This is a genomic window from Rivibacter subsaxonicus, from assembly GCF_004217215.1.
GTDB lineage: Bacteria > Pseudomonadota > Gammaproteobacteria > Burkholderiales > Burkholderiaceae_C > Rivibacter > Rivibacter subsaxonicus.
Genome location: NZ_SHKP01000007.1, coordinates 206,268 through 221,719 on the forward strand (window position 1 = coordinate 206,268; position 15,452 = coordinate 221,719).

General features: G+C 68.6%; 17 protein-coding genes. 11 read left to right on the forward strand and 6 right to left on the reverse strand.

What is annotated here, in order from left to right:
* Positions 1-42: 42 nt before the first annotated feature.
* The 3 genes from EV670_RS14215 to glmS all read right to left on the reverse strand — a co-directional run bounded on the left by EV670_RS14215 (position 43) and on the right by glmS (position 2,793).
* The gene (locus EV670_RS14215; protein WP_130433226.1) at positions 43-393 is read right to left on the reverse strand and encodes a hypothetical protein; all 351 of its coding nucleotides are present in this window, start codon (positions 391-393) and stop codon (positions 43-45) included.
* Positions 394-431: 38 nt separating this feature from the next.
* Positions 432-833, reverse strand: coding sequence for a DUF1801 domain-containing protein (locus tag EV670_RS14220; RefSeq protein WP_130433228.1), 402 nt, complete (start codon positions 831-833; stop codon positions 432-434).
* A gap of 85 nt (positions 834-918) precedes the next feature.
* The gene (gene glmS / locus EV670_RS14225; RefSeq protein ID WP_130433230.1) at positions 919-2,793 is read right to left on the reverse strand and encodes a glutamine--fructose-6-phosphate transaminase (isomerizing); all 1,875 of its coding nucleotides are present in this window, start codon (positions 2,791-2,793) and stop codon (positions 919-921) included.
* Between the two features lie 182 nt (positions 2,794-2,975).
* Here glmS and EV670_RS14230 point away from each other — a divergent pair, with 182 nt between their 5' ends.
* The 7 genes from EV670_RS14230 (at position 2,976) to EV670_RS14260 (ending at position 8,429) form a co-directional block, all read left to right on the forward strand.
* Complete coding sequence (locus EV670_RS14230; RefSeq protein WP_130433232.1) at positions 2,976-3,461, forward strand: Lrp/AsnC family transcriptional regulator; 486 nt, start codon at positions 2,976-2,978, stop codon at positions 3,459-3,461.
* Positions 3,462-3,556: 95 nt separating this feature from the next.
* Positions 3,557-4,540, forward strand: a complete 984-nt coding sequence (locus tag EV670_RS14235) for an ABC transporter permease (RefSeq protein ID WP_130433234.1) — start codon at positions 3,557-3,559, stop codon at positions 4,538-4,540.
* Positions 4,541-4,568: 28 nt separating this feature from the next.
* The gene (locus EV670_RS14240; RefSeq protein ID WP_130433805.1) at positions 4,569-5,480 is read left to right on the forward strand and encodes an ABC transporter permease; all 912 of its coding nucleotides are present in this window, start codon (positions 4,569-4,571) and stop codon (positions 5,478-5,480) included.
* A gap of 34 nt (positions 5,481-5,514) precedes the next feature.
* The gene (locus EV670_RS14245; RefSeq protein ID WP_130433236.1) at positions 5,515-5,910 is read left to right on the forward strand and encodes a hypothetical protein; all 396 of its coding nucleotides are present in this window, start codon (positions 5,515-5,517) and stop codon (positions 5,908-5,910) included.
* Positions 5,911-5,959: 49 nt separating this feature from the next.
* Positions 5,960-6,364 (forward strand): hypothetical protein, encoded by a 405-nt coding sequence (locus EV670_RS14250; RefSeq protein ID WP_130433238.1) that lies wholly within the window; start codon positions 5,960-5,962, stop codon positions 6,362-6,364.
* On the forward strand, positions 6,361-7,386 hold the full coding sequence (locus EV670_RS14255) for an ABC transporter ATP-binding protein (protein ID WP_207225079.1): 1,026 nt from the start codon (positions 6,361-6,363) through the stop codon (positions 7,384-7,386). The genes EV670_RS14250 and EV670_RS14255 overlap by 4 nt, the downstream gene beginning before the upstream one ends.
* Entirely contained in the window at positions 7,383-8,429 is a 1,047-nt protein-coding gene (locus tag EV670_RS14260; RefSeq protein ID WP_130433240.1) for an ABC transporter ATP-binding protein, read from the forward strand. The genes EV670_RS14255 and EV670_RS14260 overlap by 4 nt, the downstream gene beginning before the upstream one ends.
* On the opposite strand, the gene lysA is transcribed toward EV670_RS14260, so the two are convergent.
* Positions 8,422-9,696, reverse strand: coding sequence for a diaminopimelate decarboxylase (lysA, locus tag EV670_RS14265; RefSeq protein WP_130433242.1), 1,275 nt, complete (start codon positions 9,694-9,696; stop codon positions 8,422-8,424). The two genes, EV670_RS14260 and lysA, sit on opposite strands and share 8 nt — an antisense overlap.
* A gap of 82 nt (positions 9,697-9,778) precedes the next feature.
* Entirely contained in the window at positions 9,779-9,952 is a 174-nt protein-coding gene (gene lptM / locus EV670_RS18875; protein WP_130433244.1) for an LPS translocon maturation chaperone LptM, read from the reverse strand.
* A gap of 15 nt (positions 9,953-9,967) precedes the next feature.
* Between lptM and cyaY the strand changes: the two genes are divergently transcribed.
* Positions 9,968-10,351, forward strand: coding sequence for an iron donor protein CyaY (gene cyaY / locus EV670_RS14275; RefSeq protein ID WP_130433246.1), 384 nt, complete (start codon positions 9,968-9,970; stop codon positions 10,349-10,351).
* Here cyaY and EV670_RS14280 read toward each other — a convergent pair whose 3' ends face one another.
* The gene (locus EV670_RS14280; protein ID WP_130433248.1) at positions 10,352-12,763 is read right to left on the reverse strand and encodes a penicillin-binding protein 1A; all 2,412 of its coding nucleotides are present in this window, start codon (positions 12,761-12,763) and stop codon (positions 10,352-10,354) included.
* Between the two features lie 242 nt (positions 12,764-13,005).
* Between EV670_RS14280 and EV670_RS14285 the strand changes: the two genes are divergently transcribed.
* From EV670_RS14285 to EV670_RS14295, 3 genes are read left to right on the forward strand one after another with little or no spacing between them, the layout of a single operon-like run.
* Positions 13,006-14,085 (forward strand): pilus assembly protein PilM, encoded by a 1,080-nt coding sequence (locus tag EV670_RS14285; protein WP_130433250.1) that lies wholly within the window; start codon positions 13,006-13,008, stop codon positions 14,083-14,085.
* Positions 14,082-14,708, forward strand: coding sequence for a PilN domain-containing protein (locus EV670_RS14290; RefSeq protein ID WP_130433252.1), 627 nt, complete (start codon positions 14,082-14,084; stop codon positions 14,706-14,708). The genes EV670_RS14285 and EV670_RS14290 overlap by 4 nt, the downstream gene beginning before the upstream one ends.
* 10 nt (positions 14,709-14,718) lie before the next feature.
* A complete protein-coding gene (locus tag EV670_RS14295) occupies positions 14,719-15,435 on the forward strand; it encodes a type IV pilus inner membrane component PilO (protein WP_130433254.1) in 717 nt (238 codons plus the stop codon).
* The last annotated feature ends 17 nt before the right edge of the window (positions 15,436-15,452 follow it).

The window sequence follows — 15,452 nt, forward strand, 5'->3', positions numbered from 1 at the left end:
GTCGTGATGCCCGGCAGGAGCCGTCGCGCCTGCAGCGAATGCTCAGGCGCCGGCGCGGCCCGACGCCCAGGCCAGCAGTGTGCAGGCAATGCCCGCGACGAACAGCATCCCGAAGATCAGCTTGTTGTGCTTCGCCAGCCACAGCGGCAGGTAGATGTCGAAGTTTTCCTGCCGATCGGTGGTGTAGCGCGCGGCAATGTCGGTCAGGGGGCAGCGCATGCGGTTGAGGCCCAGCACAAGGACCTCGACGAGCACGAAGCCGATCAGCCAGGCCGAGACCCTGAGACGACCCTGGGCGGCGAGGACGGGGATGGCCAGGATGCAGCCGGCGAACACGGCCCACACCAGGGTGTGCACGAGCTTCACGAGGCGAAGCTTTGTTTCGGTTTGCATCGGTGTCTCGCGCCGTCGCTCCCCCTTGGCCGGACGCCTCATTCGGCTGCCCGCAGCCTTGCCAGGATGTCCCGATACGCCGCGTCGACCAGCGCCTCGAGCGACGAGCCGTCGAGCGCCAGGCCGGGTCTGAGCTTCACATGACGCATGTGCTTGCCGCTCCCCTCCAGCAGGCCCGCCGGGTCGGGCAGCGCCGCACCGTGGAAGAAGCCGACATTGACGTGGGCCCCAAAGGCGCCGACATAGGCGAACGGCGCGTCTCCCACGCACACGGTGGGGTAGCCGTCGTGCAGCAGCTCGCGAACCTCGGCGCCACAGTGGCGCATCAGCGCGAACCAGGTCCGCGCGATCGATCCCAGCTCGTTCGGCCGTGCGTCGAACCACTGCTCAATGGCGGGGTCTCGTTCGACCGCTCCGGAGAAGGTGAGAAGTGCGGGCACGGCGCCAGGCTCCCTGAAGATGCGTCGCGATCGGGCGAGGTCGAAGCTTCGCAAGGCCTGGGTTCTGCCGGAGCGCCGGCAGCGATCACTCCACCGTCACGCTCTTCGCCAGATTGCGCGGCTTGTCGACATCGGTGCCGCGCGCCACCGCCGTGTGATAGGCCAGCAGCTGCAGCGGCAGCGTGTGCAGGATTGGGCTCAGCTCTCCGTAGTGCTCGGGCATGCGGATCACGTGCAGGCCCTCGCCGGGCTCGATGCTGGTGTCGGCGTCGGCAAAGACGAACAGCTCGCCGCCGCGTGCCCGCACCTCCTGCAGGTTGCTCTTGAGCTTCTCGAGCAGCGCGTCGTTGGGCGCCACCGTCACCACCGGCATCGCGCTCGTCACCAGCGCCAGCGGGCCATGCTTGAGCTCGCCGGCCGGGTAGGCCTCGGCATGGATGTAGCTGATCTCCTTGAGCTTGAGCGCGCCCTCCAGCGCCACCGGATAGTGCAGACCACGGCCGAGGAACAGCGCGTTCTCCTTGCTGGCAAAGGCCTGGGCCCAGGCGATGACCTGTGGCTCCAGCGCAAGCACGGACTGCAGCGCCACCGGCAGGTGACGCAACGCGCGCAGGTGGTCGGCCTCGGCTTGCGCATCGAGCCGGCCGCGCAGCTTGGCCAGCGTCAGCGTCAGCAGGAAGAGTCCGGCGAGCTGGGTCGTGAAGGCCTTGGTCGAGGCGACGCCGATCTCGACGCCGGCGCGCGTGATGTAGGCCAGCTCGCACTCGCGCACCATCGCGCTGGTGGCGACGTTGCAGACGGTCAGGGTGTGCGGCATGCCGAGCGAGCGCGCGTGGCGCAGCGCCGCCAGCGTGTCGGCGGTCTCGCCGCTCTGGGTGATGGTGACGACCAGGCTGTTCGGGTTGGGCACGCTCTCGCGGTAGCGGTATTCGCTGGCGACCTCGACCTGGGTCGGGATGCCGGCGATCGCCTCCAGCCAGTACTTGGCGGTGCAGCCGGCGTAGTAGCTGGTGCCGCAGGCGAGGATCAGCACCGCGTCGATCCGGCGCAGCACGGCCGCGGCACCGCTGCCGAACAGATCGGCGTCGAAGCCTTCCACGCCTTGCAGCGTGTCGGCCAGCGCGCGCGGCTGCTCGAAGATCTCCTTCTGCATGTAATGGCGGTAGGGGCCGAGCTCGGCGGCGCCGGTATGGGCCTGCACGGTGCGCACCTCGCGCTCGACGCGCCGGAAGCGCCCACTCGCGCGGTCGAGCGCGACGACCCAGTGCTTGCCGATCTGCAGGTCGACCACGTCGCCTTCCTCGAGGTAGACGATCTGGTCGGTCACGCCGGCCAGGGCCATCGCGTCGGAGGCAAGGAACATCTCGCCGGCACGCTCGCCGGTGCCGATGCCCATCACCAGCGGCGAGCCCTCGCGGGCGCCGACCACGCGATGCGGCTCGTCGCGCGCGAACACCGCGATCGCGTAGGCACCCTGCAACCGCGTCACGGCCTGCTGGACCGCCTCGAACAGGTCGCCGTCGTAGAGCGAGTCGACCAGGTGCGCGATGACCTCGGTATCGGTCTGGCTGGTGAACAGGTAGCCGCGCGCCTTGAGCTCCTCGCGCAGTGCCTCGAAGTTCTCGATGATGCCGTTGTGGACCAGCGCGATGCGGGCCGGCCGGGCCGCGGCATCGGCCCCCGGGCCATGCGAGAAGTGCGGATGGGCGTTGCTCACCACCGGCGCGCCGTGCGTGGCCCAGCGCGTGTGGGCGATGCCGGTGACGCCGGCCACGCCGTCGGCCTCGATCAGCGACGCCAGTTCGGCCACGCGCTCGGTGCTGCGGCTGCGGCGCAGTTCGCCGCCCTGGTGCACGGCCACGCCGCAGGAGTCATAGCCGCGGTACTCGAGCCGCCGCAGGCCCTCGACCAGGACCGGAACGATGTTGCGCGAGCCGACCGCGCCGACGATGCCACACATGATTGAAATGCTCCTCAGCCAATGCCCGGCCGTTCTGGCGGCTCGATGCGATGGCCGGATGCTAGGTGGCTCGATGAGAAATGAGCTTGCAAGTTATTGAGAATTTCGGAAGCAAAGACCGATCTATATAGTAAAAGGGTGATTCTTGCTTGAACGGTAGCTGGGTGCATGATAATTGCATCATGCCCGAGCTTGATTCGATCGACCTGCGGCTGCTGGCCGCGCTGCAATCCGACGCTGGCCGCTCCAACCAGGCCCTGGCCGAGGTGCTGAAGGTGTCGCCGGCCACCGCACACCGGCGCCTGCGGCGCCTGCAGGCCGAGGGCTTCATCGAGAAGATCGTGGCGCTGCTGTCGCCGCGACGGCTCAAGGCGGCGGGCGTGCCGGCCTTGCAGGCGGTGGTCGAGCTCACGCTCGACCAGCAGGCGGCCGAGCGGCTCGACGCCTTCGAGGCGCGCGCGCTGGCCGAGCCGGCTGTGCAGCAGTGCTACCGCGTCTCGCCGGGGCCCGACTTCGTGCTGGTGGTGGCCGTTGCCGACATGGAGGCCTACGCCGCCCTCGGCCGCCGACTCTTCGCCAGCGACGCCAACGTGCGCAACGTGCGCGCCTTCTTCGTCGTCGAGCGCGGCCGCTTTGGCAGCGAACTGCCGTTGCCGCTGTCGGCGTGAAGCGGGGTCATGCGGTCGCAGTCCGGTGCCGACGAAGCGGTGCGCCGCAGGACCGGCGCACGGGCACAATCGGCCGCCGCTGAACGCCACCCTCGATGCTCGCCTACCTGTTGCGCCGCCTCGCCCAGGCCGCCGCCGTGATGCTCGCGGTCGCGTTCATCGCCTTCATGCTGTTCCAGTACGTCGGCGACCCGGTCAACAACTTGTTGGGGCAGGACGCCACCCCGCAGCAGCGCGAGCAGCTGCGTGCCGATCTCGGCCTCGACCGACCGTTCCCTGTGCAGTTCGCGCGCTTCGTCGGCAATGCGCTGCGTGGCGAGTTCGGGCTGAGCCTCAAGCAGGGGCGCAAGGTCTCGACGCTGATCGCCGAGCGCCTGCCGGCCACGCTGGAGCTGGCCGGCATCGCGGCGCTGATCGCGCTCCTGCTCGGTATTCCGATGGGCGTGCTCGCGGCGCTGCGACGCGGCGGCATCGGCGCACAGCTGCTGATGGGGCTTTCGCTGCTCGGGGTCTCGCTGCCGACCTTCCTGATCGGCATCCTGCTGATCCTGGTGTTCTCGGTGAACCTGCAGTGGCTGCCCAGCTATGGGCGCGGCGAGGTGGTGCAACTCGGCTTCTGGTCGACCGGCCTGCTGACGGCCGACGGCTGGAAGCACCTGGTGCTGCCCTCGGTCACGCTGGCGGCGTTCCAGCTGGCGTTGATCCAGCGCCTGGTGCGCGCTGAGATGCTCGAGGTGCTGCGCACCGACTACATCAAGTTCGCGCGGGCGCGCGGCCTGAGCCAGCGCAGCGTGCATTTCCGCCATGCGCTGAAGAACACGCTGGTGCCGGTGATCACCGTCACCGGCCTGCAGCTGGGCTCGCTGATCGCCTTTGCCATCATCACCGAGTCCGTGTTCCAGTGGCCGGGCATGGGGCTGCTGTTCATCCAGGCGGTCAGCTTTGCCGACGTGCCGGTGATGGCCGCCTACCTGTGCCTGATCGCGCTGATCTTCGTGCTGATCAACCTCGCGGTCGACCTGCTCTACGCCATGGTCGACCCGCGCCTGCGGGTCGGCCGCAGCGCCGCGGGCCACTGAGCGGCGTGGCCGCCCGAGCTGCATGAGCCTGCGATCGACACTCGCCCGCTGGCGCGACAGCGATCTGTTGCACAGCTTCCTGGAATCGCCGGTGGCGATGGGCGCGGCGCTGGTTGCACTGGTGCTGGTCGGTGGCGCGCTGTTCGCCGAGTTCGTGACGCCGCACCGGCCCTTCGACCTGGCGACGCTGAGCCTGGCCGACGCCCGCCTGCCGCCGATGTGGATGGAGGGCGGCAGCCGCAGCTTCCCGCTCGGCACCGATGACCAGGGCCGCGACATCCTCTCGGCCCTGTTCTTCGGCGCCCGCATCTCGCTGATCGTCGGTGTGCTCGCGGTGCTGCTGTCGATGGCCATCGGCGTCAGCCTCGGCCTTGCGGCCGGCTTCGTCGGCGGCCACGTCGATGCCTTCCTGATGCGTGTCTGCGACGTGATGCTGTCGTTCCCGTCGATCCTGGTGGCGCTGCTGATCGACGGCGTCGGCCGCGCGCTGTTTCCGGACGCGCACGACTCGGTGGCCTTCCTGGTGCTGGTGCTGGCGATCGCGCTGACCGGCTGGGTGCCCTACGCGCGCACGGTGCGCGGCTCGACGATGGTCGAGCGCCAGAAGGACTACGTCAGCGCCGCGCGCGTGATGGGCGTGGCGCCGCTGGCGATCATGCGCCGCCACGTGCTGCCCAACGTGCTCAGCCCGGTGCTCGTGCTGGCGACGATCCAGGTCGCGACGGCGATCATCACGGAGGCGACCCTGTCCTTCCTCGGTGTCGGCGTGCCGCCGACCTCGCCCTCGCTGGGCACGCTGATCCGCATCGGCAACGACCTGCTGTTCAGCGGCGAGTGGTGGATCACGGTCTTTCCCGGCGCTATGCTCGTATTGATCGCGCTGTCGGTGAACCTGCTCGGCGACTGGTTGCGCGATGCGCTGAATCCGAAGCTGCGTTGAGGCGATGCTTCGTCCTTGCTCAGGAGGCAACACCATGCACATCCAACGAACGCTCATGACGCTGGCACTCGCGGTATCGGGGGTGCTGCTCGCCGGTTGCGCCGGCAGCTTCCACTACTCCGAGCTGAAGGGCGAGCGCTTCAACCGGACCAACATCGACACCTCGTCGGTGACGATCACCCAGGTCGACGGCCGCAGCATTCCCATGTGGAGCCGGGTCTGGGTGGAACCTGGCCTGCGCCAGATCACGGTCGTCGGTCCGACCGGCGGCGCCGGGCGCTCCGATCGGCTGAGCACCGAGCTGCAGGTCGGCGTCTGCATGCGCTACTGGCTGGTCGCCGTTCGCAGCAACCGCCTGAACAGCGACTTCGAGCTGGTCGTCGACCACCAGGAACCGATGCCTGGCTGCACGCCGCGGCCCGGTGCCTGAGGCACCGATCCGGATCGGTCTAATCCCCTTCTCCTTCAGAGGAATCTCCATGATCGTCCTTGCGCAGATCAGGAAGCTCGTCGCCGCGACTCTCGGTTGCGCTGCCCTGCTCGGCGGCTGCGCCAGCGGCTATCACTACTCGGAACTGGTCGGCACCCGCTACGACCGCACCACGCTCGACTCCTACCCTCTGATCGTCAGCAAGGTCGACGGCAAGAGCGCGCCATTGCAGGCCGGCAAGGTGCTGGTCGACCCGGGCCTGCGTCGGCTGGTGCTGCAGGGCCCACCGGGCGGTTCGGGCCGTGTCGAGGAGCTGACCGCCGATCTCGACGTGAAGCCCTGCACCCGCTACTACCTGGTGGCGGTCAAGAGCAACCGGCTCGAGTCTTCCTTCGACGTCAAGATCGACCACGAGGAGCCGGTCGGGGGTTGCACGCCACCACCGGCCAAGTGAGCGACGCTCGCGAGCTCCGGGGCACAGCGCCCCTGCTCGAGGTGCGCGGGCTCGAGGTCGAGTTCAGCTCTCGCCGCGGCCGCGTGCTGGCACTCGACCGGGTCAGCCTGTCGATCGCGCGCGGCGAGGTGCTGGGCGTGGTCGGCGAGTCGGGCGCCGGCAAGTCGCTCACCGGTGCCGCGGTGATCGGCCTGCTCGAACCGCCCGGGCGCATCAGTGGCGGCGAGATCCGGCTCGACGGCGAACGCATCGACCACCTGCCCGAGCCGGCGCTGCGCCGCATCCGCGGCAAGCGCATCGGGGCGATCTTCCAGGATCCGCTGACCGCGCTGAACCCGCTGTTCACCATCGGCCAGCAGCTGGTCGAGACCATCCGGACCCATCTCGATCTCGATGCCGAGGCCGCCCGCGAGCGCGCGGTCGCCCTGCTGCGCGACACCGGCATCCCGGCGCCCGAGCGCCGCGTCGACCAGTACCCGCACCAGTTCTCGGGCGGCATGCGCCAGCGCGCGGTGATCGCGCTGGCGCTCGCGGCCGAGCCCGAGCTGCTGATCGCCGACGAGCCGACCACCGCGCTCGACGTCTCGATCCAGGCCCAGGTCATCGAGCTGCTGAAGCGGCTCACACGCGAGCGCGGCGTCGCGGTGATGCTGATCACGCACGACATGGGCGTGATCGCCGAGACCTGCGACCGGGTGGCGGTGATGTACGCCGGCCATGTGGTCGAGAGCGGTCCGGTGCGCGAGGTGATCCACCATCCGGCGCATCCCTACACCGCCGGCCTGATGGCCTCGATCCCGCGGCTCGACGCGGCGCACGCCACGCTGGCGCAGATCGCCGGCTCGATGCCGCGCCCCGGCGACTGGCCAGCCGGCTGTGCCTTTCATCCGCGCTGCCCGCATGCCCAGGATGTTTGCCGGCGTGACGCGCGGCCACTGTTGCGCAGCGTCGGCGCCACCGAGGCGGCCTGCTGGCTGGCGCCGATCGCGGCGCTGCGGGCCGAGCCGCGTGTGACGGCATGAACCTGCAGGCCAAGTCCACCGCGACAGATGCCACCACTGGGTCGGTGCCGCTGGTGCAGGTCGAGCAGCTCGAGCGTCGCTTCGACGTCTCGGCGCCCTGGCTCGAGCGGCTGATCGAACGCCGCGGGCGCGAGATCGTCCATGCGGTCGACGGCATCGACTTCTCGATCGAGCGCGGCACGACGCTGGCGCTCGTCGGCGAGTCGGGTTGCGGCAAGAGCACGGTGGCGCGGCTGCTGGTCGGCCTTCTGGCTCCGAGTGCCGGGCGGGTACTGATAGCCGGTGCCGACCTGCAGGCCACGCTGGCCGATCGCGACCGTGCGCGCCTGCTGCGGCGGCGGCTGCAGATGATCTTCCAGGATCCCTACGCCAGCCTCAATCCGCGCTGGACGGTGCGCCAGATCGTCGGCGAGCCCCTGCGCGTGCATCGCATCGGGGGCGCCCCGGCCGAGCAGGACGCGCGCGTGGCGGCGCTGCTCGAGCAGGTCGGGCTGCGCGCCGCCGACGGCGACAAGTACCCGCACCAGTTCTCGGGCGGCCAGCGCCAGCGCATCTCGATCGCGCGCGCGCTGGCCAGCGAGCCCGAGATCCTGGTCCTCGACGAGCCGACCTCGGCGCTCGATGTCTCGGTCCAGGCCCAGGTGCTCAACCTGATGCGCGAGCTGCAGCGCAAGCGCGGCCTGAGCTACCTGTTCATCTCGCACAACCTGGCGGTGGTGCGCCACGTCAGCGACAGCGTCGGCGTGATGTACCTGGGCCGCATCGTCGAGCTGGCGCCGAAGCCAAGGCTGTTCGCGGCGCCGCGCCACCCCTACACGCGGATGCTGCTCGACGCCGTGCCCGATCTAGAGATGAGCGGTCGCGCACGTGCCGTGGCGCAGGGCGAGGTGCCCAATCCGCTGCAGCCGCCGGGCGGATGCAGCTTCCATCCGCGCTGCCCGCATGCCAACGCGCGCTGCAGGAGCGAGCGCCCGGTTCTGCTGGCCGCGGGCGAGGGCACGCGCGTGGCGTGCCACGCGGTGCAGGAAGGGCGACTCAGCTGAGCAGGTGCTCGCCGGCGAACAGGCCGGCGGCCGACTCGCGCTCGCGCACCAGGTGCGCCTGCGCGCCGTCGACCAGCACCTCGGCGGCGCGGCCGCGGCTGTTGTAGTTGCTGGCCATCGACATGCCGTAGGCGCCCGCGCTCAGCACCGCGATGACGTCGCCCTGACGCACCGCGAGTGCGCGATCGCGGCCGAGCCAGTCGCCGGACTCGCAGACCGGCCCGACCACGTCGTAGACCCGCGGCGGCTCGTCGCGCAGCGTGGTGGCGACGATGCCCATCGTCGCCTGGTACATCGCCGGGCGCATCAGGTCGTTCATCGCGGCGTCGACCACGCAGAAGCTCTTGCCGCCGTCGACGCCGGGCTTGAGATACAGCACCTCGCTGAGCAGCACGCCGGCGTTGCCGACCAGCGAGCGACCCGGCTCGAACAGCAACTCACGGTGACCGTGGCCGCGCGCGTCGATGCGTGCCAGCAACTGGGCCAGCAGCACGTCGGCCGCTGGCGGCGCCTCGTCGGTGTAGGTGATGCCGAGGCCGCCGCCCAGATCGACGTGGCGTAGGCGCAGCCCGGCGGCCTCAATCGCCTCGACCAGGTCGAGCACCCGCTCAAGCGCGTCGAGGTAGGGCGCGATCTCGGTGATCTGCGAGCCGATGTGGCAGTCGATGCCGACCACCTCGAGCCCCGGCAACTCGGCGGCGCGGCGGTAGGTCGCCAGCGCTCGCTCGTGGGCGATGCCGAACTTGTTGTCCTTGAGCCCGGTCGAGATGTAGGGGTGCGTCTTCGCGTCGACGTCCGGGTTGACGCGCAGGCTCACCGGCGCGCGTCGTCCGAGGCCATGCGCGACCTCGCTCAGCACCTCGAGCTCGGCCTCGCTCTCGACGTTGAAGCAGCGCACGCCAACCTGCAGCGCGCGCGCCATCTCGGTGCGTGTCTTGCCGAGGCCCGAGAACACGATCTTGCGCGGGTCGGCGCCGACGGCCAGCACGCGCTCGAGCTCGCCGCCGGAGACGATGTCGAAGCCGCAACCGGCCTGCGCGAAGAGCTGGAGCACCGCGAGGTTGCTGTTGGCCTTCATCGCGTAGCACAGCAGGTGCGCGCGGCCGCGCAGTGCGCGCTGCCACGGCGCCAGCGCATCGAGCATCGATTGCTTCGAGTACACGTAGAGCGGGGTACCGAAGCGCTGCGCCAGTTCACGCGCGCCGAGTTGCTCGACCTGGAGTTCGGTGCCGCGGTAGCCGACGTGCGGATGACCGGGCAAGTTCATGCCTGCCCCCACACTTGCGGCTGCGCCGCTGCGTTGCCCCCCGAGGGGGCGGAGCGCGGCTTGGGGCGGCCCGGCGCCGCGCTCATTGGCTGGCTCCGCTGGCCGCCGCGGCGGGCGCCGAAGCCGCCGTCGCCGGCAGGTAGAGCGGACCCTTCTGGCCGCAGGCCGCGAGCGCGCCGAGCAGCAAAGCCATCACCGTGAACAAGGCGCTGGCCCGAACGGCCGTGCCTGACTGCAGAATCGAAGCTGAATGCATTGATGGATTCTAAGGATGAGCCCGAGCACGACCCCGCCCGCCGCTGCCGCGCCGAACGCTTCCGGCCTCAGCGACCTTGAGTACCGCGCGCTGACCAACGCCCTGCTGGCCGCGATCGAGGCCCAGACCGACCGCTGGCTGCAGGACGACGTGGTCGACATCGACGGCGCGCGCACCGGCGGCCTGCTCGAGCTGAGCCTGCCGGGCGGCAGCAAGCTGATCGTCAACACGCAGCCGCCGTTGCACGAGGTGTGGCTGGCGGCACGCCGCGGCGGCTTCCATTTCCGCCACGTCGCCGGCCGCTGGCTCGACACCAAGAGCGGCGAGGAGTTCTGGGCGCTGCTGTCGGCCTGCGCGAGCGAGCAGGCCGGCGTGCAATTGCGCTTCGCGCCGGGCTGACTACTGCTTGAACAGATCGAGGATGCTCTTCTTCTCGTCCTCGGTCGGCGGTGGCGCCACCGGCTTGTCGTCGAGCCCCAGGCTCGTGATCGCCTGGTCGGGGCCGAATTCCTCGAAGTACCACTCGCCGCCGACGTTGATCAGGCCTTCGGGTGCCGACCGCTCCTGCACCGCCACGCCCTTGAGCGCGGTCTGCATGTATTCGATCCAGACTGGCAGCGCCAGGCCGCCACCGGTTTCGCGGTCGCCGAGCTTGCGCGGCTGGTCGTAGCCGATCCACGTGACCGCCACGACGCCCGGGCCCCAACCGGCGAACCAGGCGTCGAGCGAGTCGTTGGTGGTGCCGGTCTTGCCGTAGATGTCGGGCCGCTTCAGCGTGGCCTGGGCGCGGGCCGCGGTGCCGCTGCGCGTGACCTCCTGCAGCAGGCTGCTCATGACGAAGGCATTGCGGGCATCGATGCTGCGCTGCGCCTCCTCGGGGCCGGCCGGCGTGCGCTGCACGAGCACGCGGCCCTTGTTGTCGGTGACCCGGGTCACCAGCAGCGGATCGATGCGATAGCCGGAGTTGGCAAACACCGCATAGGCATCCGCCATCTGCAGCGGCGTGACCGAGCCGGTGCCCAGCGCCATCGGCAGGTAGGCCGGGTGCTTGTCGGCCTCGAAGCCGAAGCGCGTGATCCACTGCTGGGCGAAGCCCGGCGTGATCGCCTCGAGGATGCGGATCGACACCATGTTCTTCGACTTCGCGAGGCCACGGCGCATCGTCATCGGCCCGTCGAAGCTGCCGTCGTAGTTCTTCGGCTCCCACGGCTGGCTGCCGGTGGTGGCGGCGTCGAAGAACAGCGGCGCGTCGTTGATCACGGTCGAGGGCATGAAGCCCTTCTCGAGCGAGGCCGAGTAGATGAAGGGCTTGAAGCTCGAGCCCGGCTGGCGCCAAGCCTGGGTCGCGTGGTTGAACTTGTTCTTCGCGAAGTCGAAGCCGCCGACCAGCGCGCGGATCGCGCCGGTCACCGGATCCATCGCGACCAGCGCGCCTTCCACCTCGGGCAACTGGGTAATCGACCACAGTTCGTTGCCGGCCTTGTCCTTGCCGATGACCAGGACACGGATGACCGAGCCGCGCCGCACCTGCTTCTTGGGTTCGGCCTTCGGCGACAGCCCGGAGGTGGCCGGCTTGAGCCCCTCGCCGGTGATGGTGATCGTCTCGCTGTTCTGCAACACCGCGATGACCTTCTGCGGGCTGGCCTCGAGCACCACCGCCGCCTTCAGCTCGTCGTTGGCCGGGTGGTCTTCGAGTGCCTCGGCGATGCGGGTGTCGAGCGAGCCGGCGTCACGCGGCAGATCGACCCAGGCTTCCGGGCCGCGATAGACCTGCCGGCGCTCGAAGTCCATGATGCCGCGCCGCAGCGCACGGTAGGCCGCTTCCTGCTCGGCGGCGCTCACGGTCGTGTAGACGTTGAGGCCGCGGGTGTAGGTTTCCTCGCCGTACTGGGCGAAGACCAGCTGCCGCGCCGCCTCGGCCACGTACTCGCCATGCACCGCGACCGGGGTCGCGACGCGGTATTTCAGCGGCTGGACCCGCGCCGCCTCGGCCTGCTCCTCGGTGATGTAGCCGTTCTCGTACATCCGGTCGATGATGTAGAGCTGGCGCTGGCGGGCGCGCTTGGGGTTGACGATCGGGTTGAAGGTCGACGGCGCCTTGGGCAGCCCGGCCAGCATCGCCGCCTCGGCCACGTTCAGTTCGGCCAGCGGCCGGCCGAAGTAGATCTCGGCGGCGGCGGCAAAGCCGTAGGCGCGCTGGCCGAGGTAGATCTGGTTCATGTACAGCTCGAGGATCTGGTCCTTGGTCAGCTGGCGCTCGATCTTCAGTGCGAGCAGGATCTCGTAGATCTTGCGGGTGAAGGTCTTCTCGGTCGACAGGTAGAAATTGCGCGCCACCTGCATCGTGATGGTCGAGGCGCCCTGGCTGCGCGAATCGCCGACGTTGGCCAGGCCAGCGCGCAGTACGCCGACATAGTCGACGCCGCCGTGCTGGTAGAAGCGCGCGTCCTCGATGGCCAGCACCGCTTCCTGCATCAGCTTCGGGATCTGGGCGATCGGCACGAACTGCCGGCGTTCCTCGCCGAACTCGCCCAGCAGCATCTCGTCGGCCGAGAAGATGCGCAGTGGCAGCTTCGGGCGGTAGTCGTCGAGGCCGCGGATCTCGGGCAGGTTGGGATAGGCCACGGCAAGTGCCAGCCCGGCCAGCAACGCACCGGCGGCGACCGCCGCCAGCGCGAGGCCGAGCAGGCCGCCAAAAAGCAACACGGGCCAGCGCACCAAGGCGGGCAGGCCGGAAAACCAGCCTGAACGGGACGATGCGTTGGGGGGGCGAGGGGGGGCGGACGGGCCGCTGCGATCGGGTGCGCTCATGAGCCTCCAGCAATGGCCGCGGATTATAGGAAGGGGGTCCGGGCCTGCCGCAAAGGCTTTTGGAGGCCGATTCGCGTCGCTTCAAAGCGCCGTTACAACGGCTTTCGAGGTGCCTCGCCCACGTGTGAGTTTTGCAACGAGCGGCCTGTGGCGCCGAGGCGAAACGCTATGGTCCACAAGACCTTTACTGCTAGCATTCAAGTAACTTATTAACAGTCGCACAGCGGCGTTCGGGGGAATCCTTGAGCTTTCTTGACGGGTTGTTCGGCCGCAAACAGGCAGCGCTGGTCGGCTTGGATATCAGCTCGTCGAGCGTCAAGCTGGTCGAGCTCGGTCAGGCTGCTTCCGGCGAATACGTGCTCGAGCGCTTCGCGACGGAGAGCTTCGAGAAGGGCTGGATCCAGGACGGCCAGATCGAGAAGTTCGACGAGGTTGCCGACGCCGTGCGTCGTGTTGTCGCCAAGAGCGGCACCAAAAGTAAGCGGGTCGCGATGGCGATGCCGCAGTCGGCCGTGATCACCAAGAAGATCATGCTGCCGGCCGGCCTGCGCGACGAGGAGTTGGAACTCCAGGTCGAGTCCGAGGCCAATCAATACATTCCCTTCTCGCTCGACGAAGTGAGTCTGGACTTCTGTGTCGTTGGCCCGAGCCCGACCTCGGTCGGCGACGTCGAGGTATTGATCGCGGCCTCGCGCAAGGATCGTGTGCAGGACCGTCAGGGTCTGGCCGAGGCGGCCGGCCTGAAGCCGGTGGTGCTCGACGTGGAGTCGCATGCCTCGCGTCTGGCCATGAGCCGCGTGATTGCGGGCCTGCCCAACGGCGGTGCCGATGCGCTGGTGGCGCTCTTCGAGATCGGCGCTGAAACCACGAGTTTGAAGGTTTTGCGCGACGAAGAGATGCTCTACGACCGCGATCAGGCCTTCGGCGGTTCACAGCTCACGCAGCTGATCTCGCGCCAGTACGGCTTCTCGTTCGAGGAGGCCGAGCAGAAGAAGCTCGCCAACGACCTGCCCGAAGACTACGAGCCTTCGCTGCTGGTGCCCTTCGTCGACAGCCTGTCGCAGGAGATCGGTCGGGCCCTGCAGTATTTCTTTACCAGCACGCCGCACCACAAGGTGCACTACGTGATGCTGGGTGGCGGCACGGCGACCTTGCCGGGTCTGAAGGAGCGGGTCACCGAGCTGACCGGCTTCGCGTCGATGGTGGTCAACCCCTTCGACGGCATGAAACTGGGCTCCGCGGTGCGTGAAAGCAAGTTGAGGCGCGAGGCGCCGGCCTACCTGACGGCCTGTGGCCTGGCGATGCGGAGGTTCCTGCAATGATTCTGATCAACCTGCTGCCGCATCGCGAAGAGCGGCGGCAGCGGCGCAAGCAGGCGTTCTTCGCCGGCCTCGGAGCCGCCGCCGTCATCGGTCTGGTCATCGTCGCGCTGTGGTACCTCGTGCTGCAGCAGATGATCGCCAACCAGCAGGAGCGCAATGCGTACCTGACGTCCGAGATCAAGAAGCTCGAGGAGCAGATCAAGGACATCGCGACGCTGAAGGCCGAGATCGAGGCCCTCAAGGCGCGCCAGAAGGCGGTCGAGGACCTGCAGACCGACCGCAACATGCCGGTGCACCTGCTCAACGAACTGGTGAAGCAGACGCCGGAAGGTATCTACCTCACGTCGATCAAGCAGGACGGGCAGTCGGTGCTCGTGACCGGCATCGCGCAGACCAACGAGCGCGTCTCGGAGTTCCTGCGCAACACGACCTACAACTCCGAGTGGCTCGAGAAGCCGCAGCTCATCGAGATCAAGGCGGCCAACGTGACGACCGCCGGTCGCGAGCAACGGCGACTGAATGATTTCTCGGTCAGGTTTGGCCTGAAGCGCCCGCTGAGCAAGGAAGCGCAGGAGGCTGCTGGTGCCGCCTCGGCTCCGGCCGCGCAGCCTGTGAAGTCCTGAGGAATCCAAGATGGCCAGCGCCCAGAAGCTCAACATCGATCTCAATTCGGTCCTGGTTCAGGTCCAGCAGCAGTTCAGCGGGCTCAACCCCAACGAGCCGGGTCAATGGCCCACGTTGCCCAAGATCGCGACCTTTGCCGCCCTTGCTGGTGCCGTGGTGGTGGCGGGGTGGTTTCTGCTGCTGTCGGGCACCAACGAAGAGTTGGAGGCCGAGCGTGGCCGTGAACCGGCCTTGCGACAGGACTACCGCGCCAAGCTCGCCCAGGCGGTCAATCTCGACGAACTGCGCAAGCAGAAGGTACAGGTGCAGGAGTACGTGACCCAGCTCGAGAAGCAGCTGCCCGGCAAGGCCGAGATGGATGCGCTGCTGTCCGACATCAACCAGGCGGGTCTCGGTCGCGGCTTGCAGTTCGAGCTGTTCAAGCCGGGCCAGGTCGCGGTCAAGGACTACTACGCCGAGTTGCCGATCAACATCAAGGTCAGCGGCAAGTACCACGACATCGGCGCGTTCACGGCCGACATCGCCAACCTGTCGCGGATCGTGACGCTGCACAACATGACGCTGAACGCGGGCCAGCCAGGGGCACCTGCGACCGGTGGTGCAGGCACCGGCATGCTGACGATGGATGCGATGGCGCGCACCTACCGCTATCTGGACCCGACCGAGGTCGAGGCACAGCGCCAGGCCAAGGCGGACGCGGCCAAGAAGCAGGGAGCGAAAAAGTGACGGCGGCCCTTTCGATT

Excerpts from the sequence above, each read along its gene's own strand:
- EV670_RS14235 (WP_130433234.1), top strand. The coding sequence starts at position 3,557 with ATGCTCGCCTACCTGTTGCGCCGCCTCGCCCAGGCCGCCGCCGTGATG.
- glmS (WP_130433230.1), bottom strand. The coding sequence starts at position 2,793 with ATGTGTGGCATCGTCGGCGCGGTCGGCTCGCGCAACATCGTTCCGGTC.
- EV670_RS14260 (WP_130433240.1), top strand. The coding sequence starts at position 7,383 with ATGAACCTGCAGGCCAAGTCCACCGCGACAGATGCCACCACTGGGTCG.
- cyaY (WP_130433246.1), top strand. The coding sequence starts at position 9,968 with ATGAGCCCGAGCACGACCCCGCCCGCCGCTGCCGCGCCGAACGCTTCC.
- lptM (WP_130433244.1), bottom strand. The coding sequence starts at position 9,952 with ATGCATTCAGCTTCGATTCTGCAGTCAGGCACGGCCGTTCGGGCCAGC.
- EV670_RS14280 (WP_130433248.1), bottom strand. The coding sequence starts at position 12,763 with ATGAGCGCACCCGATCGCAGCGGCCCGTCCGCCCCCCCTCGCCCCCCC.
- EV670_RS14295 (WP_130433254.1), top strand. The coding sequence starts at position 14,719 with ATGGCCAGCGCCCAGAAGCTCAACATCGATCTCAATTCGGTCCTGGTT.
- EV670_RS14230 (WP_130433232.1), top strand. The coding sequence starts at position 2,976 with ATGCCCGAGCTTGATTCGATCGACCTGCGGCTGCTGGCCGCGCTGCAA.
- EV670_RS14215 (WP_130433226.1), bottom strand. The coding sequence starts at position 393 with ATGCAAACCGAAACAAAGCTTCGCCTCGTGAAGCTCGTGCACACCCTG.
- EV670_RS14245 (WP_130433236.1), top strand. The coding sequence starts at position 5,515 with ATGCACATCCAACGAACGCTCATGACGCTGGCACTCGCGGTATCGGGG.
- EV670_RS14290 (WP_130433252.1), top strand. The coding sequence starts at position 14,082 with ATGATTCTGATCAACCTGCTGCCGCATCGCGAAGAGCGGCGGCAGCGG.
- lysA (WP_130433242.1), bottom strand. The coding sequence starts at position 9,696 with ATGAACTTGCCCGGTCATCCGCACGTCGGCTACCGCGGCACCGAACTC.
- EV670_RS14250 (WP_130433238.1), top strand. The coding sequence starts at position 5,960 with ATGATCGTCCTTGCGCAGATCAGGAAGCTCGTCGCCGCGACTCTCGGT.